The sequence below is a fragment of the Chitinophaga pendula genome (assembly GCF_020386615.1).
In the GTDB taxonomy this organism is placed as follows: domain Bacteria; phylum Bacteroidota; class Bacteroidia; order Chitinophagales; family Chitinophagaceae; genus Chitinophaga; species Chitinophaga pendula.
The window spans coordinates 3370458-3395881 of sequence record NZ_CP077769.1 but is presented as its reverse complement, the minus strand read 5'-3'; the positions used below and the strand labels follow the sequence as shown (position 1 = coordinate 3395881).

Sequence of the window (25424 nt, the reverse complement as noted above, 5' to 3'; positions counted from 1 at the left end):
AATAAAATTGCCTGAAAATTTGTATTTAAATGTAAATTGCCTGATTTTACTCATTCGTAAGAATCATCCTGGTAGTTCACAGTCCCGAAAATAAGTATTAAATTTATTATTTCTTATATAATGATACCCAATATTTTTCATTTTGTTTTTGGTATGTCTCCTGACTTCGGAGGCAAACCATTTTCTTTGGTCCATTACCTGGCGATAAAGTCAGCTATCGAGGTAAATAAGCCCGAGAAAGTTTTATTTCACTACCAATATGAACCGTCAGGAGAGTGGTGGGACAAGATAAAGCCTTATTTAACGCTTAATAAAATAGTAGCTCCGGAGGAAATTTTTGGCAATAAGTTATGCCATGTAGCGCATAAGGCAGATGTGATCAGATTACAGATGTTACAGGAATATGGAGGAATTTATCTGGATTGTGATGTGATCTGTATCAAACCCTTCCGGGATTTCTATACGCATGAATTTGTTATAGGACAGCAATACAAGCCTAAGTATGTATTTTATAATTCCTGGCTGCTCCGTATAGGAACAGCTATCCGTCGTATGAATCTCAAAGCCTTCAGGGAGGCAGAAATAGAAGGGCTTTGCAATGCTGTGATGATGAGTCAGCCACATAGTCGCTTTATCGATCTTTGGATCGATTCGTATCATACCTTTCGTTCCAAAGGCAAAGATGATATCTATTGGGGAGAGCATTCTGTTTTTGTCCCGCTGGCCTTGGCAGAGAAACATCCATCCTTTGTGCATATTACCAATGCACGTAGTTTCCATTTTCCACTATATAACAAACTTGGTTTGAAATACCTGTTTGAGAAAAAGGCCGTATTTCCCGAAGCTTATGCACATCATGTATGGGAATCACATTCCTGGAAAGATCTGCAGCAGCTGACACCCGAGTATATCAAGACAAAAGATACCACTTACAACCTGATTGCCCGGCGATTTTTATAGGCTTGGTTTTTTCCCGACGACCAGGAAGTTAAGTGTGGAGCTATGATCTGTATCATATTTCTCCAACATACCATAGAAGATATTGATCAGCCATTTTATACGGAACAGGATAAATCCTGCTTTAAGAATTTTACGGGTAAGTGATTTCTTTGAACCGTATAGGCTGCTCCGTATACTGTTTAGTAATGCCTGCCCGGTAAGTGCCCATTTGCCGCCATTCGGGATAATCTGTAATTCTGTGAAGCCTGCCTTTGTAAACAAATGCTCCATGCCATAACGGGTAAAGCGGAAGAAATCATAAGGCTCTTCATGGTGATGCCAGTACATTGGTGCGGTTAAAATAATATACCCGCCAGGGCGTACAATACGGTAAGCCTCCGATAACATCTTTTGGTGTTCTGCTACGTGCTCCATCACCTGCGTGGTAAAGATCGTGTCATAACTATTGTCTGCCAAGGGGATATCTGTACACGGACATAATATATCTACCTGATGTCCTGACGACTGAATAATATCACAGCCATCATACTTACTGCAATGAGTAAATAAGGGTGCATAAGGTTTATTACCACAGCCGATATCAAACACTTCCCCTTTTGCATACTCTTTCGTTGCAGCAATGATATCCCGGAAAAGGAATTTATAATGTAAATAGTATGGATCATTTAGATTGGTGGTAAAACCACTTAGTCTTTGAAGGTTCTCTTCTCGCATATGTTAAAATATTGGTAATGTGCAATGTTATAGCATTACACGTATGGACTGGGAGCGACTCCCTGGTCATTGATTAAAAATGCTTACGGACAAGTTTTTTCTTGTATAGGTAGTTATACCATCCGGGTAGGTAGGCTTTCAGGAATAGCTTGATAGAATATCCAATTGGATTTTTTTTGTACTGATCGATGATATATTCCTCCAGGGCTGCAGGATCAGTATATGGCCTGTTACTTTCCAATATTTGTTCCAATGTGGCATTGGACCAATTTTTCTGCCGATTGAGGGATCTGACCATTGATTGTTCAACAACTCTATATTCAAAACACACCTCGGGCAGATAGTAAAATTTCTTACCCTTAAAAGCCAGATTCAACCATAAGTTCCAATCTTCCCAACCATTCTCTTTTTTCGTGTATCCACCTACTTCAACGAGATCTTTTTTTCGTATTAGCGCACAAGCATCAATAAAATTACTTAACATGAGTCTTTGTAGATTCCAAGGCTGATTTTTCCAGAGACCGGTTTTTGAGCCAAAATAGGTAGCATCTCCATATACCACACTCACCTCAGGATGGTCTTTCATTATTTGTATACCCTTGGTGGGGTACATTTTTGTCAACTTATTGTCCGCATCCAAAGGAAGGATGTAGTCCGTAGTACTGGCACTAATGCCTGTATTCCGCGCAGCAGATAATCCCCCATTCTCCTGGTGAATAACCCGCCAGCCTCGAGCTTCTAGCTCTTTGAGTTTGGATATGGTATTGACATCTGTACTGCCATCATTAACAATGATCACCTCACTAATAGCAGTAAGACCATTTTCTTCCAGACTGCTAAGTGCGTCTTCAAGAAAGTGCCCATGATTATAACAGGGTATGATGATTGAAACCTCGGGATGCTGCGTTTGATCCATTTAATGCATTGTTGACTTAGATCGCAAATATAGTAAATTGAATATACCACCATTATTTATAATAATGCCACAGGCAAGCAGAAGTCCTTACTGGCAGGAATTACATCTCTAAGGAAACAGTTTTTTTGATTTAAGAGAGAAATTTTTGGCAAGTAAATATTTTTATTTACATTTGCACCCCGTTAAACAATGAAACGATTCCGTAGCTCAGTTGGTAGAGCAATACACTTTTAATGTATGGGTCCTGGGTTCGAGTCCCAGCGGGATCACCTGATGGGACAAGCCTAAAATTGACAGGCCTGTCCCATTTTATTTTTTATGTTAGCCTTTCCATATTATACCATATAGTAACAAGCGGCATACTAGGTTTACCATCAATTGCAATCTCATTGTAATAAAAGGGCAACGGTAAGTAATGATATAGTACAGACGTTTTGAGAAATTGTTGAAAGAATATTTTTCCAATGATTTGCTGATAAAAAACAGTTTTCCGGATGTGAAATACTTTGCCACTAAACTCAATCTTTCTGCTAATTACCTTTCGAACCTACTTAATAAATACACTGTTAAAACTACTCAGGAATATGTTCATTTACAGCTGGTAGATAAAGCAAAATCACTTTTATGGGGCTCCAAAATGTCCATTAGTGAGATTGCATGCAAATAGGATTTGACCACCCTCGCATTTTACCAAACTTTTCAAATCAAAGATTGGAAAACCTCCAAGAGCATTCTGAAATCTAAATTATAAGAAGTTGTTCATTTTATGTAGAAATATACCGAAGGTACAGCTGCTTTTTAAAGAAGTATGACAGAATCGTATTAAATTGGCGCAAAAGTAAGTAGGACGTTGAACAAGAGAATAACCAACTCCTTTCCATCTATTACTGACAACTGAGTTTTATGAAATTAATTGCGCCAAAAGGTCTACACGAGGGAGATAAAGTTGCCACTATTTCTATGTCTTGGGGAGGTGCTGGCGAATTACCACACCGATATCGAAAAGGAAAAGAACGACTGAATCAGGTTTTTAATCTTGAAGTCAGCGAAACCAAACATGCGTTGCAATCTGCTAAATGGCTCTACAACAATCCCGAAGCGAGGGCTAATGATTTGATGGATGCATTTTCAGATCCTTCTATTAAGGCTATTATTTCGAATATTGGAGGAGATGATAGTGTCCGGATACTCAAATATATTGATCTAAATGTTATTAAAGATAATCCGAAAATATTCTTGGGATTTTCTGATAGTACCGTTACTCACTTTATCTGCCTTAAAGCTGGGTTAGGTTCTTTTTACGGGACTTCTCTACTAGTAGGGTTTGCAGAAAATCATGCGATGCATGAATACCAGATAAATGATATCAGGAGAACCCTGTTTTCTTCCTCCATAATTGGACAGATACATCCAAACGAGGAAGGCTGGACAACAGAATTTCTGGATTGGTTTGACATTAGTTTGCAGAATATAGGAAGAACTTTGACCCCGGCTACCGGGTGGAACTTCCTAAGAGGAAATACTATTGTACAAGGCCGCTTGATTGGCGGTTGTTTCGAGGTGCTGGAAATGCTTAAAGGAACGGATTATTGGCCGGATTTGGAGGTTTGGAAAGACAGCATATTGTTTTTTGAGACCTCAGAAGACAAGCCGAAACCAGAATATATCAGATGGTGGTTAAGAAATTACGCAAGCAGGGGAATACTCAAAAATGCAAAAGGGATTATTTTTGGAAGACCCTATGATAATTTATATACGGAAGAATATGAATCTGAATTTTTAAAGGTACTGGATGAAGAAGAGCTATATGATTTACCTGTCATTACCCGCATGGATTTTGGTCATACCTGCCCTACCTTCACAATTCCATACGGAAGGTTAGCAGAGATCAATTGTATTGATAAAACTTTTTCAATACTGGAAAGTGGGGTCAGCTAGAGATTATTTACAGGAAACCGTGATTCACTATTGACAGAGAAGGCTTAGCCCATCATTTTATTAGTGATACCGGTATCCTGAGAGCTGTAATTTTTCGGATACATAAAAAGGGCAATTCAATCAGCAAAAGATACTGCACAAATATTGTCGTCCAATATCATCTTCAGTATAAACCATTGCTGATTGAGATTTACCTGCATAACAGTCTCCAAAATAGGAGATACTTTTATATATTTCCTCACACAGGCAGGTCATAACTGCGAAGCTGACCATCATTGGTTGTCAGTAACAGCTTGTTATGGACAATCATTACATTAATAATATTACTGCTGTAATCAAAGATATAATCTGGATTGGTCGTAGGGTTTCCGTCCAGTTTGTATGCTGTAAATTCGATACCCTCCGGCATTACCTCTGCTTTGCAGCGTAAGCTTGCTCTCTCCAGCAATAACAATCTTCCAAACTGGGACACAACCAGGATATTGTTATCATCTACAAAAATTACACTATAGTTGATATTGTCCGGTTCAGAGGCAGGAAAATCTTTACTGCCTTCGAAAATAGCTTCCTGATCTTGTTCTGCTACCTTAAGTATCTCAGGAAAGGAATAGATCTCTAATGGCCCATCATAATGAGGAGCAATAGTAAACTCCTTTCCTGATGGTGCAAAGTTGCCCATGATAACATCATTACATTGAGGAAGTTTGGTTAGGGAGATGCTTCCGTTGTCTAGATATAATTTCATCAGGATAGATTCTTCCTGGCCAGCAGCTGCTTCCAGCAGGATAATGTCGTTGTCAGGCGTAGCATGGAATGCATAGGTATATCGTTGGCTTTCCAGCAACGGATAAGATGCAATTACTTCAAAAGTGGCTGTATGCATTACCTGTAGCTCATCTGTTACATTTTCATCACCTGGCAATACATACCAGATAGTGGTATTATCCTTGGTAAAATAACAGGCAGCTCCCAGGAACCAGCTCCAGGAGCCATGCTCCACTGTATGTTGTATGGTAGCGGCATCCGTGTCGAGAATACGGATGTCGGTCATGCCCGCGATAGCAATCAACCTGCCATCAGAGGAGGCAGACAGTTTGCTACTGACATAGTTTGCATTCTGCCCCTGCATGATTTTTTCCCAAATAATTTCCAGATTAGCATTCAGTTTTGTGATCAACGGTTGACTCGCGAAGTTCATCAACATCTCTCCATTTGGTAATGGCACTACACTTACGGGGTTAGCGGTGAATGTCAGTTTGTTCCTTAATGGTAAATTAATATGTGGAAATTGACTCATGTGTTTAGTTTCTTCGGTGCAAAAATAATGCACAAATCACCTTTCTAACAAACTGTATCTTTTTCGATAGGCGCTCGCTATTGCCTGATGACATTTTATTAGTAGATATTACGAACACCAATAAAATGTAGATGACCCAAAGATATGACAGATAGTTACTATGGGCCTGATAGCTGATGAACTCATTAATGAGCCTGCTTCAGGGGATAAAGACTTGGGGTGCCTGTTATTGAGTGAGGGCCGTGGAAGAAGGAGATGGCCCTCCTGGCAAATGCTGGAATTGTTGAGTAGCGTGAGGATACTAAAATTGTAGTCTGAAACTCCCGAAAATGCCGAAATTGCTGGGTCGGGAAACTTTAGAACTGTTGGGATAAAAGCGCCAGACTGCATCCACCCGCAGGAACTTGAATATATTATCCAAGCCGGTGCCTAATTCTGTATAAGCATTGCCTCCCAAGGAGCGCATGCCATATTCTGCTTTATGAATGCGGTTATAAAGACGATTTGCTTCGGAAAGATCGCCCACCACTGTTTTTACATTCCAGAATTGGCGTATGCCCGTTCTGCGCATGAAAGGCAACAAGTTAAGAAGTTTGCCATCAAAATGATGTTCGATATTAATACCTGCATACCGATCGCTGAAGAACTCATATCTATTCATCAAGCTGAATGCTTCCTTATTATAATAATACGTTTCGTTACCCGGATGTACTTGCAGCAACATGAAAGGTAGCTGATTCCCGAAGTACTTTCCTCCATAGACCATATATTGTACCTGCCCCCAAGCTGGTATACGGAAACGATGACTCACGCTTACATCCAGTTTCTGATAGGTGTAATGACTACCTAATACGCCGGATGGCGCAAATGTATAGGCCATTTCCCATATAGGTTGATTGCTGCGCAAACGGCGTACCTTTCGGAAAGTACGTATTTCCCGCTCACCGGGCGCATATCGTAACTTCAATTCGAATGCTGTACTTACAACTGCATGCTGTGTTAGATTCTGGGGAACATAAAGTTTATGAGAAGGTAAGGGATCAAAAGTAGTGAAGGAGTTGTTAGAGGCAGTGCCTTGCACCGAAAAGCTACCGGCCAAACGGCGCATTACAGATAACTTGATCTCCCGTTCCCGGATAAATTTCTGTTGGATATCCGGACGGCGTATCAACTGACCGAAGATATTGTCAAGTGCTACTTCTTCTCCCTTAAAACCCCGCTGCCGGTTGTCAATGTCATCTTTAAAAGAAGACAGGAGTGACCAGTTACCATAATTATACGTGGCGGCGAGTTTGCCTTTCAAGGATTCGTCACGGGTACCATAGGCCAGGTAGCCAAACAGTCGCAATCTCCGGCTGAATTTAGGAGTAGTACCCAGGTCAAACCTAAAACGCATCCCTTCTACCTGGTTACGACTCACCCAGCGATACCAGGGACCGATCTCCACCTTTCCCAGTTTAATATATCCCTCGACTAGGAGGGTTGCATAGGTACTCAATTTTTTATAGGCAGGCATAGACTTCAGCGTATCTACTAAGGTAATGGCATTGAGCTCATTCCGGCCAAGTGGCTCCGGACGCTGCCGCAGCCAGTAGTCACTACTGGCAACTCCCGCACTGTCGGCAATTATCACCTCTTCTTTCTTATTGTTGACATCCAATTTACTGTCAATCTCAGGCTGATTGATAACCACCTTCCGGTAATGAGTAGTTTTACGGCCTATAAAAGAGGTACGCGTTTTGCCTAATGGACTCAACTCCACTATGAACTTATCTTTGGAAACATACCATTCCTTATCATTTAATCGCGAGAACTCCTGTATAAGATCCAGCCTTTTCACAAAGTTGATATTCACAGCCCCGTTCACCGTCATGCTGATCTTTTGCAATGCCCATGTCGAGCTATGTATCCAGCAATCACCTGAAAAAACATTCTCTCCCTCTCTTTTAGGGGTGAAACGAAGATGATAATAGTGTTCACCATGAAGGGAGACGGTATCCAACCCCTTATAATCATAATACCGGTCTCCTGCACGACAGACCGGACTTACAAACTCGCGCCCGAAGATGCTGATATAATCGTCATAAGTATTGATCTTTTGATTCATGCCTCCCAGGCATTCCATGACAGATTCATTTTTAATCCCGCTGGTTTGCAATGCTTTGATCTCCTCTCTGGCTCTTTTGGGACTGCCCCCACTATAGTAATCCGATATCGATTCACTGAGGAACACTGGAAGGAAAGGTTGTGACTCAGTCGTTGAATCGATCCGGTGAAGTAAGGGGGCAAATGGTTTCATCATACCAGAACGTAACCACTTGGAATTATTAAGATTCGAAAGGTCAACTTCCAGCTTATTATATAACTCTGCGTAGTAATGTGTGTAATGTGAGGGGGCGTTTTCCTCTTTATGAGCCACCACCTGTCGCCACCAAACCCAGCCCTTATTTAACTTGCTCTTTACCTCGACCCCCTCCTTCAGGAGCGTTTCCATCTCTATTAGTATTTCAGGCTGTAGCAATGCTTGTCCTGTAGTAAGACGAACATTATAACCCACATAACGGGTTAACAGTGTATCCTGCGTACGATGACTTTTCTTCAGGCGGAAAATACCTACGCTGTCTGTCATCACGCCAAAACCAGCCAGCTTCCAATAAACAGTAGCATAGGGGAGTGGTTCCCTCGTAAATTGACCTATCACCTTTCCGGTCAATAGGTCCTGGCCTATAACTCCCTGCGATGCAGCCAGCAGGACGATACACAGTAGCCATCTATATATAAAACAGTTGCAGGTATTTAGCATTAAATCTGATTATTGTGCTCAACTCACCTAAAAGGCTATAGCTACGGGTACCATTAACACAACTGCACAATATCCTTTCCCCCCATGTCGGAAGTGAAGATATTAATGTGTTATTTATAATGATATGATTATTAATTTATTATGATTAAAATTTTTTAAAGACAAATTGATAGGAATACACATAAACAAATAGGGAAGTGAGATTACTCACTTCCCTAAGCATATGGTATTGTTTGTTTATAAAAATATTCTATGAAGTCGGGCAATCTTATCTCTCTGTTGCAAATGCATAAAAAGCAGTGCCTTCTCTGTTGAAGACATAACCCGGCCATGTAAACTGTGGTACATTCATCGTATTCAGATAATGGGTGCTGGCGCTACTCAGATAACCGGCAATAGGAATTGCGCCAGATATATGAGATCCTTCAGCTGCATAAAAAAGTACGCCTGTATTAGCGTACGAATAGCCAGGTCCTGAAATGAACGGAGTATTGATCGTCGTGTAATACCAATCTTCCCTTGCTCCTTGCCGCAGGTAAACATATATCGGGATACTACCAGGTACCTGCTTGTCATATGCATAGAATATCCGCTCTATTCGCCTGTAAGAATATCCGTCACCACTTATTTCGGGAACGTTAAAGGGGGTATAATAATGTGCAATAGAGTTGTTACTGCAGTAAGAATAAATAGGAACTCGGCGGTAAAACAGTTTTATCTGGTTGTCTTCAATATATTTATCAACATAACTTTTTACCAAGGCCTTTTTCCCGGGATCTGTGATCAGATTATAGATGGGGATTAAACCATTACGGCCGAAATCTACTAATACTGCATTGGCAGTGGTAGCAGTGTTTTGCCATCCGCTGATAGTTATTTTGGGCGTTGTATTATCCAAATTGACCTCTCCGCGTAATCCTTGTGTCGGATCACCTCCTCTTGTAAAGTAGGAGAGTTTTTTGGCGAAGTTTTGACTGGCATTGGCCCGATCTACGTCATTATTGATATCAAGACCGAATACGTCTTTAACACCTGCTTTAATGCCAGACCTGGATGCTGTGCGGCGATCAGTATTATGTGTCTCCGCTTGATAGGCAATTTCCAGTTTGGCTCCTGTGTAAATATCAGCCAGCAAATGTGTACCATATGTCCTGACCAGTTGATCGGGTGTAGATGATTGTATGGCTGCCTTGAAATCAGGTGTAAGGTATTGTATGAGGATATCAAGGACAGCATTCAGTCTAAGCCTCTTTTGCTTGATTGTGAGATTGTAACTACCATAAATATATTTAGCGTCATTTACCTCAGATAATTGGAAGCTACTGCTGACAGAACCGGCGAATAAACTTATGAGCGCAGTCGCATCCACCTTGCGCGTAATCATGGCCGCATACTGCGCCGCATCTTCTCCATATTCTTCTGTATATTCCTGCGTTCTGGTATTCTCCACCAAAAGAAGAGATGGTTTTTCCACTTTTATCCTGGGAATGTCTAAAATTGCAAATCCTGCAGAAGCGGCGTTAGCATACTGGCCTGTTGCATCATAACCATATCCTAACAGGTCATATTCGCCATCACCTGCTGTACGTTGCTGTTCTTTAGTGGTAGCATTAACAAGGGTTTCCGGCAGTTCCTTTTTGGTACAGGATGATAGCAGCATGGTAAGCACAAATAGTGCTCCAAGGCTTAATTGAAATGGGGTTTTCATATATGTTTTTTTAGTGAGAAATGAAGCTTTTTCACGTATTAGTATGATCCAAATATGGAGATTTCATTGATATCGGGAGTTATGCATGATCACTTTGTTTGCTAATATATAGGCAAGGACTGTGTATAAGGCATACGGTACGTTTGCTACTGCATTATAGTGTTGTTACGGCACGCTTTCCTTAAGAAGTCAATGTCAAATCCGGCATAAGGATCAACAGGAATTTCGATAACTCTCAGATGAAGCACCCTTATCACTTCCAGTACTGAAAAAACGCTTAATACTGAACGCTCATTTTGGCATTTGATTTGGACGATTGGCATAGCTCTGAATACTTTAATTGTCAAGCAGTATGATCAGTTTTTCAGCATTTGATGCGGCAAACCCGATAATAAACACAAATTCACGGCGGATCTTACAGCAATAGTTTTGCAGGATATCGTTTATTTGTATACCGGGCACGACCAGGCATCGGTAGGGACAGCAAATTACGTGATGGAAGAATGGCTTTGTTTTTCCTCCCCTGATTTGATAAATTGGAGGGAACAGTCTCTTTAAGGGCGAAAGACTTTAAATGGTCTTCAGATGGTGCCTTTGCCACTAAGGTCGTTCATAACGAAGGACGTTTTTATTGGTATGTGTAAGTAAACCATGGGTAGGGTGGGGGGACGGCCATCGGAGTGGCCGTATCAACGGAACCAGCAGCTGGGTTTATAGATGCCAAAGGGGATGCACTTATTACGACGGCTATGCTTCCTGATTGGAGCGATAATGGAAAAAGTAAATCTTGACCCCGCAGTGTTTGTGGATGATGATGGTTCAGCTTACATTTTTTGGGGAAATCAGCAGTGTTATTATGCAGAATTCGATCATAATTTGATTAGTCTGAAAGGAACAATAAGCAAAGTTGATATCCCCCTGGGTTTGAAGAAGGATCACATGGTGGCACTCATCGTCGCTCGGTATATATAGATCCGCTATACTATAACGTTGATGATGCCATGCAAAAAGCAATTATGACTTCTGAGGGCGTTCACCAAATAGTTGGCATTAAAACATAAATTAAATATATCGCATGGATTTAAGTAATAAAGCAATACTGGAAAAAGCAAATGAAGCTGTGACGCAGGGAGACAATGAAGGATTTTTGTCTTACTGCACCGATGATACGGAATGGACATTTGTTGGTGATAGGGTGCTGCAAGGAAAACAAGCTGTTCGGGAATACATGGCAACAGCGTATGTGGAACCACCCAAGTTCAGGGTGGAAAACCTGATGGCTGATGGCGAATTTGTTATTGCAATCGGTGAAATAAGTATGAAGGACGAAAATGGGAAGATGATCGATTACACTTATTGCGACGTTTGGCGATTCCGCGATGGTAAGATGGCAGAATTAAAGGCTTTTGTCATAGTCAAATAGGTCCAGCTAAGAGTTGTGTTCAACAATCAACTTTCTATGCACAACGAAATATTACTCATAGGATGAAAAATACGTTCCTATTGTCCGTAGCTATCAGCTTATTTATGACTATCGGCTGCCAGGAACAGGCTCTGAGGGAATCGTCCGGGTTCACACCGCTTGATTCCCTGCAGCGTCAGATCGCTGGTTTTGCTGCTGAGTCAGGGGGAGAAGTGGGTGTTGCCGCTAAAAATTTTGCCACAGGACTGGAAGTACGCTACCGTGATTCCGCACGTTACCCCATGCAAAGCACCTTCAAGTTCCCGATTGCCATGGCTGTTCTCCATCAGGTGGATGAGGGCCGGTTACTATTGGAACAGCCCATATACCTGGATCGTAAATGGATGGTACCGAATACCTGGAGCCCTCTCCGTGATTCCTTTCCAAAGGGAAATGTAAACGTGCCGCTGTCAAAACTGCTGACGTTGATGGTGTCACAAAGTGACAATATTGCCTGCGATATCCTGATTGATCTCATTGGTAATGAAGCTATGATAAATGACTATATTCATAAGCTGGGTGTTAAAGATCTGGCGATCGTAGCTAACGAAGCCAAAATGCATGCTGGATGGGAAGTACAGTATTCTAACTGGTGCCATCATTGCGAAGATCAGCAAAGCGCTCTACGATTTTAACCTTCGTTCCAAAAACTGACAAATACTTATTATGCCTAATATCCGTCATTCATTGCTGATCGCAGCTTCACGAGAGTGTGTCTATGAGGCTATTACCAGTGCTAAGGGTCTTTCATCGTGGTGGACTCCGGGCACGGAGGCGATACCACAGGTAGGATCGGTCGCCAGTTTTCCATTTGGAGATGTCTATGTGAAGAAGATGAAAATTGTTGAACTATTACCTTCGGAGTTTGTCAAATGGAGTTGTATTCAGGGTGACCAGGAATGGATTGGAACAACCCTTAGTTTCAGATTGCTGGAACAAGATAATAAGACGATGGAAAAAATACACCCGGAGATAAAGGGACAGATAGAACAGAACACTGCTGACCGCTCAACATTAGTGCTTTTTCAACATGACGACTGGTCCGGATATACACCTACATTTGCCGAATGCAGTTATACCTGGGCGCAGTTCCTGAAAAGTCTTAAGTTACTTTGCGAAACAGGGAAAGGCAAACCTTGGCCTTTCCAGCATAGCGTGAACTAACAAATACCGGTCTATTGACATGCCATTTTCTTAATTCCCCTCTTGTATGCTAACATTTATTCCCTTAGCATAATTACTGGGTGAAAGCTGGGTGACTTTCTTGAAATTTCGGTTAAAGCTCGTTTTTGAATTAAAACCACACTCGAAAGCCAATGCCAACAGGGTATATTGCTGATTACTCGGCTGTGATAACAGCTGTTTAAAAGCTTCGACCCGGAGCACATTAATATAATCATAAAAATTCTTCCCTTCTCTTGAATTAATAACCTGAGAGAGGATGGCGGGATGTACATCCAACATTTTGGCCAGGTCTCCCAGCGTTAACTCTGGGTCTTTATAGCATTGTTGGTCCTGCATGATCATTCCAAGTGCAATGTGGATCCTCCGTGCTTCGGTATCAGTGAGCCCGCTTTTTTCATATTTTACTTTCTTATCACTTCTGGCTGCTATTATATCGGGTTCCTGTTTGTCCTCCACAGGTTGAATAACAGCAGGAAGATATACTTCATGTGCGGGGGGAGGATTGGAAAATATTCCGACTTGCCGGATGCCCAAATAACCGATAAAGAAAATAAACAATGCAACGACGATGTATAATGATTGTGCAGACAGGAAAAATATAACTACTATCCATATTACCCCCATTCCTCCAATTAAATAGCGGAGCCAGTTAAGGGTGATCTTATCCGTATTGGAAAACTGGAAGGCGACATTTTGGCTGTGTCGCCGAAGCAGTATAAAGGATAACACGACATACACGACTCCCGAAATAATAATACCCTTGACCATCCACTGGAATAAGGGATCAAATTCGCTGGGACCCAAAAGACCCATCTTCTGCTGTGCAGACATGGAGGTTAACACGGGAGCTAATATAATGGCTGTCAGGAGCGCCGGGATGAAGTGAATTATATTTTGCCACCCGCGGCGCTGCTGACCGGTAAGAAACAGAATGTACAGGTATAAGAATGGACCGTGTAAAAAGGGAAACGGTAGCTCCCAGCCTATAAGTGCCGGCATATTTCTCATCCCGTTCGATGCATACCAGCCTATCAACACCTGGTGAATTAAAGCAAAGAAGAGCCAGGCACTTAATATTTTATCCGCCGTATTTTTCTGCGATTTGCTGATGAGGATGACAAAGAGGAACATTGAGATAAAGACACCACCTATATATATAATACGCCAATCCAATAACATATAAATTGTTCGTGTAATGTAAGAAATGCCAAATATAAATACTTCCAGCCTGTATACGATGGCATTACTTACCTTAACGCACTTTTTTAGTATTTGAGTTTTATACCTAAGCCCATTTCCAAACTGATGTTTTGAAAAGTGCTGATAGGATACCCTTCAAATGGATAAAAAGGCAGATAAACCCGGGCATTAAAAGTATGGCGTCTCCTTCCGAGCGACCAGTCTAACAGTAATCCAACATCCGGCATGGTAATGGCAGATTGGGTAGAGATCTTTTCCAGACCTGGATGGTCCAGTGTTTCTTTGAATGCAATCCGCCGCAGGCCTCCCATGGCCAGCACGGTGAGCCGGATAAACTTCTTCGGGCCAGTTACGGAATAGCCGATACCCAATTTTTGAGAGAACTGTAGGCTATAATTTGTTTGGATATTATAAGTGTTTTTTGCTATGGCGCTTGCCAGCATCGTATGAGAGCCTGCTACCCAATTCCCTTTTATAGGATATTCCACCAGGACGGCAGCCAGTGCCTTAGCCGGCAGGCTCCATGGTAATATGCCAACGGCGGGTTTAATAGTGAGACGAGTTAATGGCGGAGTTGTGGGATCGTTTTGTCCGTATACACTGACTGTCAATAATATAAGGCAAATAAAAGATAGGTATCGCATACACTGTTTTAATTGTTTTCAAAGAAGAAAGTAAGTGCCTTTCGTATGTTCGTATTCTTAGAATCCAGGTGGCCCTTTCCAGGCGTTATGTAATCCCGCAGCGAATAATTAGGATAATTGTCCCGGAGTGCACTACGAAAACCTACAAAAGGTGGTCGCATCTTCTCTTCCAACTCACCTAGTGCCAGATAGAAGTTACCCTTCCCTTTTTTGTTTTGCTCCCGATGGAGCTGCTCATTCCTGAGTACAATGGCATCATCATACCAAAAAGAAGGGCTTAGACACAGATAATTTTCAAATACACGATTATGATTAGTAAAGCTATGTCCAACGAATAGCCCCCCGGCAGAGTGTCCCAGTATACCCCTGCCGGCGCGTGAAGGAGCGGCATGATAGGCTGATTCTATGAAGGGGATCAGTTCCGTCTCAATAAAGCCCATAAATTTATCGGCTCCCCCGCTACCAATGTCACTGACTGTAGGGGTATAGTCATCCAGACGGTTATGGCCCCAACCTATCCCTACCACCAGGATACCTTTTCGGTGTCGGTCCCGGGCTTGCCTCTCAGATTCTAATGCCGTAAAGTCAAAATCCAGCTTGCCATCTAGTACATAGAGTGTCTGATATTCATCGGAGGGTGAGTAGTGCTCCGGTAGCGCTACTTTAATATCATAACTTCCTCCATTGACCGTTGAGGTAATCGTAAATTCTTTTACACGGTCTTTCGCAATAGTTTCCTTCTTGCATGCTGAAAAAATTAGGACCAGGCCCAACCAGCCGGCTAAGTACCAGGTGTAGCACAGTTTCATCCATTCATGTTTTTAAGGTAAAAAATGTGGCCGAAGGTACGGCCGGTTCATGGGAGCAAAACTATCAAAGAGTCACTACCCAAGCGGTTCATCAGATAAGGTGGCACCTGTTCAGACAAGGATTTCCGGACTGAAAGGACGCGCTTAAGATTTTATAGAGAAGTTTGTATCTTGACTCCCTGGCAAAACAAGGATCAGTTCGAGGACAGTCGTTATTGGTGGAAGTGCGGTTGATTTGGGAGCTATCGATCCTTATGTTGATGCGATCCTGTTGGCATGGTATCCTGGCGAGCAGGGGGGCACGCACTGGCATACGTCCTGTTTGGTAGGTCGTCCCCAAGTGGTCGCCTGCCTGTAACATTCTATAAATCCTTTCCGACTTATCCGAACATACAGCATATGCTACGAAAGGATGTACTTATCGCTATTAAGCTCACTACCTCGCTGACCTTAAAAGGGCTATGAAAAGGCAGTGGGAGAGGGGACAGCGGTGTAACTTCAACGGTGTTTGTTATTCTTCACTCTACTCAAGGTCTCTCTCGTTATGCCAAGATAGGATGCCACCATGTGTAATGGCACCCGATTAAAAATATCGGGATAACGTTTTAGAAAATCATCATATTTCTGCGCTGCAGAAAAGCTAATATGGGAATACACCCGTTCCGCATTGGCATAAGAATTTCTGAACCAAAGGTAATCACGAAACTGCCTCCAGGCAGGTATTTTATCTATCAGTATTGAAAAGTGCTCCTTTGTCCAAAGTAGAACATAGCTGTCTTCCAGGGCTTCAATGTTCATCTTGGTAGGTAACTCATTATAATAACTTTCCATGTCAAGTGTCCACCAGTTTTCAGGTGCAAATGCAAGAACGTGCTCAACTCCTTCATCAGTGGTTCGGTAGGACCTGAATAATCCTTGTATCACAAAACACTTATGCCGGCAGATGTCACCTTCATTTAATAAAAACTGATGTCTTTTGAATTTCCTAACAATGGAATGAGATTTTATAAATAAAAGCTCCTCTTCCGTGAGTGATACCTTCCCGTTTAGATAGCTGATGAAGTATTCAAACATATCTGCAATATCGCGAATTAACAATAATTGTCAAATGATTGATAATATATTGATTATGAATTATTTATTGTGTTGCTTGTGATAAAAGTCACAGCAAGATTGGAATTTATGTCCTTGCTATACAGCCACCTTCTGAGAGAACTTTGTACTGTTATTCGAATGAACGGGTAACCTTAAATTAATAAAAATGAGTTTACTGGAAGCCTTACAATGGCGCTACGCCACAAAGAAAATGAATGGCGCCAAAGTGCCGCAGGAAAAACTGGATTATATACTGGAAGTTGCCCGTATGGCACCGTCTTCTTCCGGTTTGCAGCAGTACAAGGTCATTGTAATTTCTGATAGGGCATTGTTAGAGAAAATAAAAGGGATTGCTTATAATCAAAGCGTAATTACGGATTGTTCACATTTACTTGTTTTCGTAGCATGGGATAGCTATAGTGATAAACGGATCAGTACGGTCTTTGATTACATCATGGATGAACGTGGATTACCACATAGTACCATGGATAGTTATAAAAATACCATATTAGGCCTCTATGATACTTTGGGGCCGGAATGGCAGGCGCATCATGCATCAAAACAAAGTTATATCTCCTTTGCTATGACAATTGCTGCGGCGGCAGAACAGAAAGTGGATGCTACCCCTATAGAGGGGTTTATCCCCGAAAAGCTGGATGAGCTTTTGAAGTTAAGGGACAGTGGTTATAGAAGCACTGTGATACTGCCTTTGGGATATCGGGAAGAGGAGCATGATTGGTTAGTGAATATGAAGAAAGTACGTACGCCTAAAAAAGAATTTATCGTTGAAATGGATATTGAAGATGCTGCAGTAATAGCAGACCTCCCCATGGAACAGACTTTGGACGCTTTTGTTCAGAAATCGGCCTCTTAAAGGCCCAGCTTATTTTAAAGCTGGGCCTTTTGAGATATCTGGGATGTTTTTTTCTAGTAGCCTGGGTTCTGTGTCAAACCAGGTTCAATTTTCAAACTACCTGAATGAAATGGCCACAGGTAGTTGCGTGTCTGAAATGTACGATCCTCGATTTTCAGCGAAACGAGGCTGCCGTTTACCAACCGGGTATGACCAAGAGCGGGTTTATTCATCACCTGTTCGCCAATCTTCCATCTGAGGATATCATCATATCTTACACCTTCACCCGCCAGTTCTGTACGCCGCTCATTTCTGATTAAATCGATCCACTGCTGCCTTGAATATCCGGCGTATTTCGGAAGGGTGACGTCAGCCTCTTTCATATCGAGGCCTGCCCTGGTCCTGATCTGGTTAATACAGGACTTGGAGAGATTGTCGACATTGTTCATCATAATGCTGGCTTCTGCATATGTCAAAAGCACTTCAGCATACCTGAGTATCGGGAAATACATATTGCCGTTATCCCGGAAGGCATCTGTTTCATCCACAAATTTCCTGAACCAGTAACCGGAGCGGCTGGCGCGTTCTTTTTCGTAAAACATAGGACTATTTTGATCATATATGTTGATAGGCTCATTGACAAATATGTCTCCCTGCCCCATAATACTGGCAGTATATCTTGGGTCCCTGTTCAACTTGGGATTCAGTTCGTAGTCTTGTTTTGTATGGTAGGGACACTCATCAATTTTATTACCCTGTAACGTCCAGTAAGCATCGACCAGCGACTTTAAGGGAACTGCGTAGGACTGGCCTTTTCCCGTCCGGAAATGTGGTCCCAGGTGTTCAAAAGAATTGGTACCGCTGTTGCCGTGGCTCTGCATATCCATTTTTATGATAAACTCTTTGTTTGTCTTGTCGCCTTTGTAGTTGAACAGATCCCGGTAAACAGGATATAGAGCGTAATTGCCACTTTCCATAATCTCTTTGGCCATCCGGGCGGCCAGCTCATAACGGCCATTGAATAAGGCATAGCGCATGATCAGGGCCTTAAGGGAGTATTTGTTGAACATATAGGCATCCGAGTTATATTCCTTATCCGGAAGGGTATTAGCAGTAGCCTCCGCCATTGGAAAAAGCGTATTCAATATTTCCTCTTTGGATTTGGCAGGCTGTGTGACTTGTGAGATATCTACTGGCTCGAGATAAAATGGAAGATTACCCCAGCGGGATACCATTCTGAAATAATGCCAGCACCTGAGACCCTCTAAGATACCTTTATATTTTGTCCGGATAGCCTCATCTTCAACATAAGGGGTATTGATGCTTTTCAAGTAAGTATTCAAACGGCCGATATGTTTCATGTGTATGGTATAGTAATATTCAAAAGCCCTGGTGTTAGCATCAAAACTGCCGTTGGCAATACGCTGATGATTATCGCCTTCCACGCGGCTATAGACATCGTCTGATTTACTATCGTCCATATAAAAGAGTAGTCTTCTGTCACCCTGGTTGGTAAATACATCCAGGTAGGTGCTATATACAACACGACGCAAGTCCTCTTCTGTATTAAAAAATTCATTGAATTTGGTAGCGGTAGGATCCGGTTTGTCCAAAAACTTCTTGCAGGAAGTAAGGACAATGGATAACACTATAAGTAGGATAAATTTCGTTTTCATCTTATGCATATTTTGCAGTTGATTGAAATATATTTTTCTCTTGTCCATGGCTTTTATTAAAACAATGTAGCCCTGACACCTACACTGTAAACAGCCATTCTTGGATAATTGCCGTTACCACCATTGCGCTCGGGCTCTAGCCCTTCCCATCTTGTGAAAGTGATAGCGTCCTGCGCATTTACATATACCCGGACATTCCTGATTGTTTTACCCTGTAACGGAAAAGTATATCCCAGTTGCAATACTTTTATACGGAAGTAAGCGGCATTACTTAGCCAGATATCGCTGAGCTGGGCATTAGTGCTAGATCCGGTCCACACTCTAGGAAACCGGCTGTCCGGCGTCTGAGGTGTCCATCGGTTATCAGCATAGTATTGACTAGGACGTCCCAGTGCATTACTGCTACCGTCCACCAATATAGGATACCCTTCCATGCCATTCAGGCGGCCGGTCCTTTTGCCTACACCTTGCCCTAATAGGTTAAAGTCCCAGTTCTTATATTGTAAAGCCAGCGTAATGGAGTAGTTAAAGTGAGGAAAGGGATCGCCCAGGTCTATTCTGTCAAGATCATTGATAATTCCATCACCATTCTGATCTACATACTTGATATCACCGGGAAGCGTATTGGGCAGTTTAGCCCTCGTTGCATCTACATCTGCCTTATCGCGGAAAAAGCCATTGCTTTTATATCCATAGTAGTTGTCAATGGCGATTCCCCTATACCAGATCTTGTCATTATCATCTTTAAAAATTAATGTGTCTCCATTCCGATAACCAGCTTTAAGCACTTTATTCCTATTATCGAATAACATAGCGCCTATAGTATAGCCCAATTTGCCTACCTTATCCTGCCACTGTACGGAAATTTCATATCCGTTATTTTCTACTTCTCCAATATTGAAAGCTGCTTCTAGCGATTGTGATCCGGTGATCGGAGGTACCGGGAACCTGGAATAAATCAGGTCATAAGAGTTCTTTTTATAAGCTTCTGCTGTTATGCTAAATCTGTTGTCTAACAGCGTCAACTCCAGCCCGATATTCCCTTGTCTTTGTTTTTCCCAGGAGAAGTTCATATTAGGTACACGGATCAGCCATCCCCAATCGTTTACATTCTCTTGCCATAAATATGGATCTACATTCTCATTTCCTATCAGGCCATAAGATGCACGCAATTTCACGTTGTTTAAAATTCCGTTATTTACCAGGCCCTTCATGAATTGCTCATTGGTCATATTCCAGGCAACTGCACCGGCAGGAAAAAATCCCCACTGTTTACCGGGTGCAAATTTGCTGCTACCATCCCCGCGGGCGGTGAATTCCAATATATACCTGTTATCAAAAGAATAGTTCAACTTCCCGAAGAAAGATGCTTTGGAAATTTCCCGGTAATTGGTATAATTGAAAGTCATCACCTCTGCACCAGCAGTCAGATATATCTTGTCCGCCTGATGACGCAGGCTACCAGTATAGTTTAATAAACCACGAGCCGTCAACTGGCTTTGACTGACATCCTGGTCAGCACCGACTTCGTTTTTCCATATTTTTACCGGTTTGCCGTTGCCATCATAAAACTTAAATGTTGCCCGTTGGCGTTTATTGGCCGATTTACTGATCTGGTAGGATACATTCCCTTCCAAACTAAGGTGTTTATTGATATTATATTTAGGTCGGAGATTCACAGAGCTGAAATCATATAGATTATTTCGTGATCCACCCCGGTTGATAGAGGCTATAGGATTCATATCATTGTACAAAATATAATGCTCGGGAATGTCAGCGCCAGGATAATAAATCTGTTGGGCGGGATTCATCTTCCAGAGATTTTGATATAAACCGGTACCGTCATCATTTTCCTTCAATCGGTTAATTTGCAGACGGTGCGCATAGAAATCGGCGAGTAAAACAAATTTATCTGCGATGTTTACATTGGTGTTAAAGCGTGCAGAATATTTACCAGAGCCTTCATACGCATTGAGCCCATTTTCTTTCAGGTATCCCATCATAAGGTTGAAAGAGCCTATGCCCCCGCCACCGGAAACACTTATGGTAACATTCTGCGAACTGGCCCTTCGTTGCATTCCTTCTTTTATCCAGTCTACAGAAGGTGTTTCCCCGGATTGCATCTTGCGTATGTTTTCTTCAGTATAAAGTGGTGTCTGTCCTTGTAAGCTCCTGGCTTCGTTATTTAACCGCATGTAATCGACGCCATTGACAAATTTTGGAAGATCAATGGGTTGCTGTATAGCAGCCCAGGAGTTAACATCTACCTTAAACTTCCCCATCTGCCCGCGTTCCGTTTCTATGATGATTACTCCATTAGCGCCTCGGGAGCCATACATAGAGGCTGATGCAGCATCTTTTAATACGGTGATACTTTTCACTTGATTGGGATCTATATCATTTAAGCTTTGCTCCATTCCGTCGACGATGACAAGAGGGCTGGCATTCTGTAAAGTGCTGATTCCCCTGATCGTAATCTCAGGTACACTACCTGGCAAATTAGTAGTCTGTTGAACAGTAACACCCGGAACGGTACCGGTGAATGCCTCCTGTAGTTTGGCAATGGGCCTGGTCTTGGCTAGCTTGACATTCACCTGGGAAACTGAAGAGGCCACATGCCGTCGTTCTACTTCAGAAAATCCCATGACTACTACTTCAGAGAGACTCCGGGTACCCGTTTTTAAACGGATTTCCATGTTGACATACGCCTGGGCCGTTATTTCTGTAGACTGAAAGCCAACCGCGCTGATGATCAGTATGGCTGCCTCTTTAGGCGTTTTGAGTTCGAACCTGCCATCGTTGCTGGTGGCAGTACCTATATTAGTCCCCTTAATGAGTACACTGGCCCCAGGTATCGGTTCTCCTTTTTCATTGGTTACCCTGCCGCTGACTGTCAAGGAAGAATCAGCTACCTCGCGGGAACGGCTGTTAAGTAGGATGCGGCCATTGTTGAAAGTATAGCGCACTGGTTGATCACGAAGAGCGATTTCAAGCGCACGCTCCAAGGGGGCATTCCGGATATCGATAGTTACCGGTTTGGTGGCCGACATCAGGCTTTCACTATATGCCACCGATACCCCCGTCTGGGCAGCAATTTCTTTGAGTACTTTTTTTAGTGGCGCATTTTTTTCGGAGAGTGTAATCTGCTGGGATAAAGCGACAGCGCTACATTGCAGGCAGACCGCAAGCAGAAGGAAGACAGTAAATCGCATAACGTAGAACATTTTGGTTGAGCAAAAAGATTTCAAACCACAACCCGTTTGGTTATAGCCTTGTTTGATTTTAGCATTGTTGGTTTATAGCTATTATTCAAGAATGGTTGCGTAGGACTGATATTTATCGGATCAGTATTACTTTAATTATTTTTCCCTCCAGTTTAAGTTTTACTCGATCAGTTTCCAGCATAGGCAATACTTCCTGTAGTGGAAGGCTTCGGCTGATGTATCCTCCAAAACGGTTCCCATCCGGTACAGATTGATAATCCACCTCCACATCGTACCATCTCGATAATTGTTTGAGTATGCCGCCAAGGCTGGCATTTTCAAAGTTGAAGAAGCCTGCTTTCCAGGCGGTAGCTTCCCGCAGATCGGCCGTCTGTATGGAAAGTATACCTGTTGTATTGTTCACTAATGCTGCTTGTCCGGGCAGCAATTGGTTTTCATTATTCCCCGACTTAATTTTGACGGCTCCTTCTACCAGCGTGGTACGGACGGCAGGTTCGTCGGCATAGGCCATTACATCAAAGCTGGTACCTAATACCTGAACTTCCATGTTGTTAACTTTCACAATAAATGGTTGGCTTGGATTCGGTTTTATTTCAAAATAAGCCTGCCCTTGTATTTCTACCGTACGATGTCCGGAAGGAAATGCGGTGGGATAACGTAGACTGGATGAAGAGTTAATCCAGACCCGGCTCCCATCCGGCAAAACTATATTAAATATTCCCCCACGTGGAACTGACAATAGGTTATAACTAACAACTGGTGATGAGGCGGTGGCAAGCTGGTAGAGTAACTGCCCATTATGTTGCTGTACCTTCACATCACCCTGTGCAATGACCTGGTTACCCGTACTGTCCAAAGTAACTACAGACCCATCCGCTAATGTTAATAATGCCTTGCTGCCGCCTGGCCGGCCGACAGTAACCACGGACTGCTGTGCCAGTTTGGGTGTAATAGATGGGGGACGGGAAATAAGGAAAATACCGACCGTTGATATAAAAATAATAACTGCAGCGGCCGCTACCCAGTTTAGATAAGGGAAAGTATCCATGGGCATGACCTTTTTTTCACTGATCTTCCGTAGTAGCCTGGCTTCAATACGATCGCCAATAGCTTCCGGTACGGTATGTTTTTCGTTCATGGCGCGCTCAAACTCCTGTTTGACAGTATTCAACAGGTGGCGTCTGGAGCCGGCGGTATTAAGATAGGTGAACAAGGCCGCTAACTCTTCCCTATCGCACTCACCATTCAGGTATCGCTGTAATAGCTGCTCGTGGTAATTATCAGGTTGTGGCATATTACGATGGCCTATTGGAAACAACAGGTACTTATATAATATCCGAAAATAAAAAAAGAGGGTACCCCTTATAGCAGTTTTTTTAATAAAAAGTGGAAATTAGCCATATAGCCATCAATATGTCACCATGTCTGTACACATAGTCTTCTATAAAACGCATGCCCAGTACCATATGCTTTTTTACCGCATTACGGGAAATACCTAGTATGGCGGCAGCCTCGTCGTAGCTTTTTCCCTCCTGGCGGCAAAGGTGAAATACTTTCAATCGCTGCGTGGTCAGCTTTGAAAGTGCCTCCTGGAAAAGACGCTCATATTCCCTGGTCCGCACGAGCTCATCGGGTTGCTTCGGATCAATATCCGCAAGCTGTTGATATAATTGCGCGCGCATCTGACTGTCCGTAGCCAGTTTCGTGATAGTTTTAAATACGTGATTACGGGCGATCCGATAAAGATATCCACTGAAAGACAGTTGCGGGTTGATACGCCCCCTGAGCTCCCAAATTTTGAGAAAGACATCATGAACAAGGTCCTCTGCAAGAGAAGGGATCTTACAAAAACGCAACAGATACATATATAAGGAAGGATAATAATGCCGGTAGATGGCTGAAAAAGCCGACTCATCTCCCTCAATCATACGTAATAGTACTTCCTCTTCCATAGACATACGCTCCATACCTTTTGAAAATATTTTTTGATCGCTGGTTATTAATATAGCATGTAAGAGATAGGGAATTAATTGCTAATATGTCTGTAAAGATAGAAAACAGGCAAAGTAAATAAAAGCCGAAAGTATAGCATGAAGATGATATATTTTACAGCTCAGCTGCTGTCGTAACAGAGTCTAAGAATGTTTTGACGGCAGCAGAAAAACGTTCAGGCTGATCCATTTGGAGGCCATGGCCAGCCTCGCTGATTTGTGTAAACAAAAGCCTGGTATTAAGACGTAGCAAATCCTCGGTGACAGCAACTGAAACCACGCCCTTATCTCCAACTACCAGGAGACTTGGAATATCAATAGTACTGACCAATTGTTTATAATCCGGATTGGGTGGCCTAAGAATATCAAACGCAACCATACTGGTTTGAAGTCGCGCCCGGGCGAATAGCTCAATAACTTCCGCTGAACGTTTAGGATGTCTTTTACGGGCATCGGCTATCAACTCGTCCAGTGACATGGAAAGAAATTTACGGTGTTGATCGACAACATCACTATCATAAACTTCACGTTGAAAGTCGGGACTTAGAAACGTTGGATCGGCTAAGATCACTCCTCTTAGTAAATTGGGTTTACGACTTGCCACTAGGGCCGCAGTCATTCCTCCCATGGAGTGTCCTGCCAGAAACGTAGGGGAAAGCTCTAATTTTTCTATTAAACCGGTCACATCATTTGCGAGCTCTTCATATTGATACCCATTGTCAGGAGTACTGGATTTTCCATGCCCCCTGGCATCTGGCATGATCACGTCGTATTCACTTTCAAGAACACGTGCCAGATCAGCCCAGCACTCGCCATTGGCAGTTAGGCCATGAAGCAGGATTAAGGGTGGTTTATTACCTCCTGTTCTTGTATAGTGTATGTGGATATTGTTAGTCGTGCAGACAGCTGTTTGCCAGTTCATCATTTGTTATTTTTTTCTGGTATGCTC

The 25424-nt window shown here is 42.6% G+C and carries 21 protein-coding genes and 1 tRNA gene; 8 read left to right on the top strand and 14 right to left on the bottom strand.

From position 1 onward, the window contains the following. Nucleotides 1-120: 120 nt before the first annotated feature. Complete coding sequence (locus KTO58_RS11820) at nucleotides 121-960, top strand: glycosyltransferase (RefSeq protein WP_095839165.1); 840 nt, start codon at nucleotides 121-123, stop codon at nucleotides 958-960. On the opposite strand, the gene KTO58_RS11815 is transcribed toward KTO58_RS11820, so the two are convergent. Beyond that, entirely contained in the window at nucleotides 955-1674 is a 720-nt protein-coding gene (locus KTO58_RS11815) for a class I SAM-dependent methyltransferase (RefSeq protein ID WP_095839166.1), read from the bottom strand. The genes KTO58_RS11820 and KTO58_RS11815 overlap by 6 nt on opposite strands. Before the next feature lie 73 nt (nucleotides 1675-1747). After that, nucleotides 1748-2590: a glycosyltransferase family 2 protein gene (locus KTO58_RS11810; RefSeq protein WP_095839167.1), complete on the bottom strand. Its 843-nt coding sequence runs from the start codon at nucleotides 2588-2590 to the stop codon at nucleotides 1748-1750. 196 nt (nucleotides 2591-2786) lie between these two features. On the opposite strand from KTO58_RS11810, the gene KTO58_RS11805 reads away from it, so the two are divergent. Both KTO58_RS11805 and KTO58_RS11800 read left to right on the top strand, forming a co-directional pair. After that, nucleotides 2787-2859 (top strand) — tRNA-Lys (locus KTO58_RS11805). Between the two features lie 634 nt (nucleotides 2860-3493). Further along, nucleotides 3494-4528, top strand: a complete 1035-nt coding sequence (locus tag KTO58_RS11800; RefSeq protein ID WP_095839169.1) for a S66 family peptidase — start codon at nucleotides 3494-3496, stop codon at nucleotides 4526-4528. 238 nt (nucleotides 4529-4766) lie between these two features. Here KTO58_RS11800 and KTO58_RS11795 read toward each other — a convergent pair whose 3' ends face one another. From KTO58_RS11795 to KTO58_RS11785, 3 genes are all read right to left on the bottom strand, one after another. Then, complete coding sequence (locus KTO58_RS11795; RefSeq protein ID WP_095839170.1) at nucleotides 4767-5825, bottom strand: hypothetical protein; 1059 nt, start codon at nucleotides 5823-5825, stop codon at nucleotides 4767-4769. A gap of 301 nt (nucleotides 5826-6126) precedes the next feature. Then, nucleotides 6127-8628: a DUF5686 family protein gene (locus KTO58_RS11790; protein WP_095839171.1), complete on the bottom strand. Its 2502-nt coding sequence runs from the start codon at nucleotides 8626-8628 to the stop codon at nucleotides 6127-6129. Nucleotides 8629-8896: 268 nt separating this feature from the next. Next, nucleotides 8897-10336 carry an MAC/perforin domain-containing protein gene (locus tag KTO58_RS11785; RefSeq protein WP_095839172.1) on the bottom strand — a complete coding sequence of 480 codons (1440 nt, stop codon included), beginning with the start codon at nucleotides 10334-10336 and terminating at the stop codon, nucleotides 8897-8899. Between the two features lie 1075 nt (nucleotides 10337-11411). Here KTO58_RS11785 and KTO58_RS11780 point away from each other — a divergent pair. The 3 genes from KTO58_RS11780 (at nucleotide 11412) to KTO58_RS11770 (ending at nucleotide 12962) form a co-directional block, all read left to right on the top strand. Then, nucleotides 11412-11759 (top strand): nuclear transport factor 2 family protein, encoded by a 348-nt coding sequence (locus KTO58_RS11780; RefSeq protein ID WP_095839174.1) that lies wholly within the window; start codon nucleotides 11412-11414, stop codon nucleotides 11757-11759. 62 nt (nucleotides 11760-11821) lie between these two features. Further along, the gene (locus KTO58_RS11775) at nucleotides 11822-12433 is read left to right on the top strand and encodes a serine hydrolase (protein WP_095839175.1); all 612 of its coding nucleotides are present in this window, start codon (nucleotides 11822-11824) and stop codon (nucleotides 12431-12433) included. Between the two features lie 31 nt (nucleotides 12434-12464). After that, on the top strand, nucleotides 12465-12962 hold the full coding sequence (locus KTO58_RS11770; RefSeq protein WP_095839176.1) for an SRPBCC family protein: 498 nt from the start codon (nucleotides 12465-12467) through the stop codon (nucleotides 12960-12962). 30 nt (nucleotides 12963-12992) lie between these two features. On the opposite strand, the gene KTO58_RS11765 is transcribed toward KTO58_RS11770, so the two are convergent. From KTO58_RS11765 to KTO58_RS11755, 3 genes are all read right to left on the bottom strand, one after another. Beyond that, nucleotides 12993-13814: a helix-turn-helix domain-containing protein gene (locus KTO58_RS11765; protein WP_157753017.1), complete on the bottom strand. Its 822-nt coding sequence runs from the start codon at nucleotides 13812-13814 to the stop codon at nucleotides 12993-12995. 434 nt (nucleotides 13815-14248) lie between these two features. Then, nucleotides 14249-14827 carry a hypothetical protein gene (locus KTO58_RS11760; protein WP_157753018.1) on the bottom strand — a complete coding sequence of 193 codons (579 nt, stop codon included), beginning with the start codon at nucleotides 14825-14827 and terminating at the stop codon, nucleotides 14249-14251. An 8-nt stretch (nucleotides 14828-14835) separates the two neighbouring features. Next, nucleotides 14836-15636: an alpha/beta hydrolase gene (locus KTO58_RS11755; protein ID WP_095839179.1), complete on the bottom strand. Its 801-nt coding sequence runs from the start codon at nucleotides 15634-15636 to the stop codon at nucleotides 14836-14838. 276 nt (nucleotides 15637-15912) lie between these two features. On the opposite strand from KTO58_RS11755, the gene KTO58_RS11750 reads away from it, so the two are divergent. Then, entirely contained in the window at nucleotides 15913-16101 is a 189-nt protein-coding gene (locus tag KTO58_RS11750; RefSeq protein ID WP_225860210.1) for a glycoside hydrolase family 3 C-terminal domain-containing protein, read from the top strand. 33 nt (nucleotides 16102-16134) lie between these two features. Here KTO58_RS11750 and KTO58_RS11745 read toward each other — a convergent pair whose 3' ends face one another. Beyond that, entirely contained in the window at nucleotides 16135-16710 is a 576-nt protein-coding gene (locus tag KTO58_RS11745) for a Crp/Fnr family transcriptional regulator (protein ID WP_095839180.1), read from the bottom strand. A 187-nt stretch (nucleotides 16711-16897) separates the two neighbouring features. On the opposite strand from KTO58_RS11745, the gene KTO58_RS11740 reads away from it, so the two are divergent. Beyond that, entirely contained in the window at nucleotides 16898-17605 is a 708-nt protein-coding gene (locus KTO58_RS11740) for a nitroreductase family protein (protein ID WP_095839181.1), read from the top strand. A gap of 53 nt (nucleotides 17606-17658) precedes the next feature. On the opposite strand, the gene KTO58_RS11735 is transcribed toward KTO58_RS11740, so the two are convergent. From KTO58_RS11735 to KTO58_RS11715, 5 genes are all read right to left on the bottom strand, one after another. Next, nucleotides 17659-19260 carry a RagB/SusD family nutrient uptake outer membrane protein gene (locus KTO58_RS11735; RefSeq protein WP_095841597.1) on the bottom strand — a complete coding sequence of 534 codons (1602 nt, stop codon included), beginning with the start codon at nucleotides 19258-19260 and terminating at the stop codon, nucleotides 17659-17661. Nucleotides 19261-19316: 56 nt separating this feature from the next. Beyond that, nucleotides 19317-22472 (bottom strand): SusC/RagA family TonB-linked outer membrane protein, encoded by a 3156-nt coding sequence (locus KTO58_RS11730; RefSeq protein ID WP_198314933.1) that lies wholly within the window; start codon nucleotides 22470-22472, stop codon nucleotides 19317-19319. A gap of 124 nt (nucleotides 22473-22596) precedes the next feature. After that, a complete protein-coding gene (locus tag KTO58_RS11725) occupies nucleotides 22597-23778 on the bottom strand; it encodes a FecR family protein (protein ID WP_095839183.1) in 1182 nt (393 codons plus the stop codon). A gap of 82 nt (nucleotides 23779-23860) precedes the next feature. Continuing rightward, complete coding sequence (locus KTO58_RS11720; RefSeq protein WP_095839184.1) at nucleotides 23861-24451, bottom strand: RNA polymerase sigma factor; 591 nt, start codon at nucleotides 24449-24451, stop codon at nucleotides 23861-23863. Between the two features lie 139 nt (nucleotides 24452-24590). After that, nucleotides 24591-25400: an alpha/beta fold hydrolase gene (locus tag KTO58_RS11715; protein ID WP_095839185.1), complete on the bottom strand. Its 810-nt coding sequence runs from the start codon at nucleotides 25398-25400 to the stop codon at nucleotides 24591-24593. Between the last annotated feature and the right edge of the window lie 24 nt (nucleotides 25401-25424).

Excerpts from the sequence above, each read along its gene's own strand:
- KTO58_RS11745 (WP_095839180.1), bottom strand. The coding sequence starts at position 16,710 with ATGTTTGAATACTTCATCAGCTATCTAAACGGGAAGGTATCACTCACG.
- KTO58_RS11735 (WP_095841597.1), bottom strand. The coding sequence starts at position 19,260 with ATGAAAACGAAATTTATCCTACTTATAGTGTTATCCATTGTCCTTACT.
- KTO58_RS11760 (WP_157753018.1), bottom strand. The coding sequence starts at position 14,827 with ATGCGATACCTATCTTTTATTTGCCTTATATTATTGACAGTCAGTGTA.
- KTO58_RS11765 (WP_157753017.1), bottom strand. The coding sequence starts at position 13,814 with ATGTCTGCACAGCAGAAGATGGGTCTTTTGGGTCCCAGCGAATTTGAT.
- KTO58_RS11715 (WP_095839185.1), bottom strand. The coding sequence starts at position 25,400 with ATGATGAACTGGCAAACAGCTGTCTGCACGACTAACAATATCCACATA.
- KTO58_RS11815 (WP_095839166.1), bottom strand. The coding sequence starts at position 1,674 with ATGCGAGAAGAGAACCTTCAAAGACTAAGTGGTTTTACCACCAATCTA.
- KTO58_RS11755 (WP_095839179.1), bottom strand. The coding sequence starts at position 15,636 with ATGAAACTGTGCTACACCTGGTACTTAGCCGGCTGGTTGGGCCTGGTC.
- KTO58_RS11750 (WP_225860210.1), top strand. The coding sequence starts at position 15,913 with ATGGTATCCTGGCGAGCAGGGGGGCACGCACTGGCATACGTCCTGTTT.
- KTO58_RS11740 (WP_095839181.1), top strand. The coding sequence starts at position 16,898 with ATGAGTTTACTGGAAGCCTTACAATGGCGCTACGCCACAAAGAAAATG.
- KTO58_RS11730 (WP_198314933.1), bottom strand. The coding sequence starts at position 22,472 with ATGCGATTTACTGTCTTCCTTCTGCTTGCGGTCTGCCTGCAATGTAGC.
- KTO58_RS11780 (WP_095839174.1), top strand. The coding sequence starts at position 11,412 with ATGGATTTAAGTAATAAAGCAATACTGGAAAAAGCAAATGAAGCTGTG.
- KTO58_RS11720 (WP_095839184.1), bottom strand. The coding sequence starts at position 24,451 with ATGGAGCGTATGTCTATGGAAGAGGAAGTACTATTACGTATGATTGAG.
- KTO58_RS11820 (WP_095839165.1), top strand. The coding sequence starts at position 121 with ATGATACCCAATATTTTTCATTTTGTTTTTGGTATGTCTCCTGACTTC.
- KTO58_RS11810 (WP_095839167.1), bottom strand. The coding sequence starts at position 2,590 with ATGGATCAAACGCAGCATCCCGAGGTTTCAATCATCATACCCTGTTAT.
- KTO58_RS11785 (WP_095839172.1), bottom strand. The coding sequence starts at position 10,336 with ATGAAAACCCCATTTCAATTAAGCCTTGGAGCACTATTTGTGCTTACC.
- KTO58_RS11725 (WP_095839183.1), bottom strand. The coding sequence starts at position 23,778 with ATGCCACAACCTGATAATTACCACGAGCAGCTATTACAGCGATACCTG.
- KTO58_RS11795 (WP_095839170.1), bottom strand. The coding sequence starts at position 5,825 with ATGAGTCAATTTCCACATATTAATTTACCATTAAGGAACAAACTGACA.
- KTO58_RS11800 (WP_095839169.1), top strand. The coding sequence starts at position 3,494 with ATGAAATTAATTGCGCCAAAAGGTCTACACGAGGGAGATAAAGTTGCC.
- KTO58_RS11770 (WP_095839176.1), top strand. The coding sequence starts at position 12,465 with ATGCCTAATATCCGTCATTCATTGCTGATCGCAGCTTCACGAGAGTGT.
- KTO58_RS11790 (WP_095839171.1), bottom strand. The coding sequence starts at position 8,628 with ATGCTAAATACCTGCAACTGTTTTATATATAGATGGCTACTGTGTATC.
- KTO58_RS11775 (WP_095839175.1), top strand. The coding sequence starts at position 11,822 with ATGAAAAATACGTTCCTATTGTCCGTAGCTATCAGCTTATTTATGACT.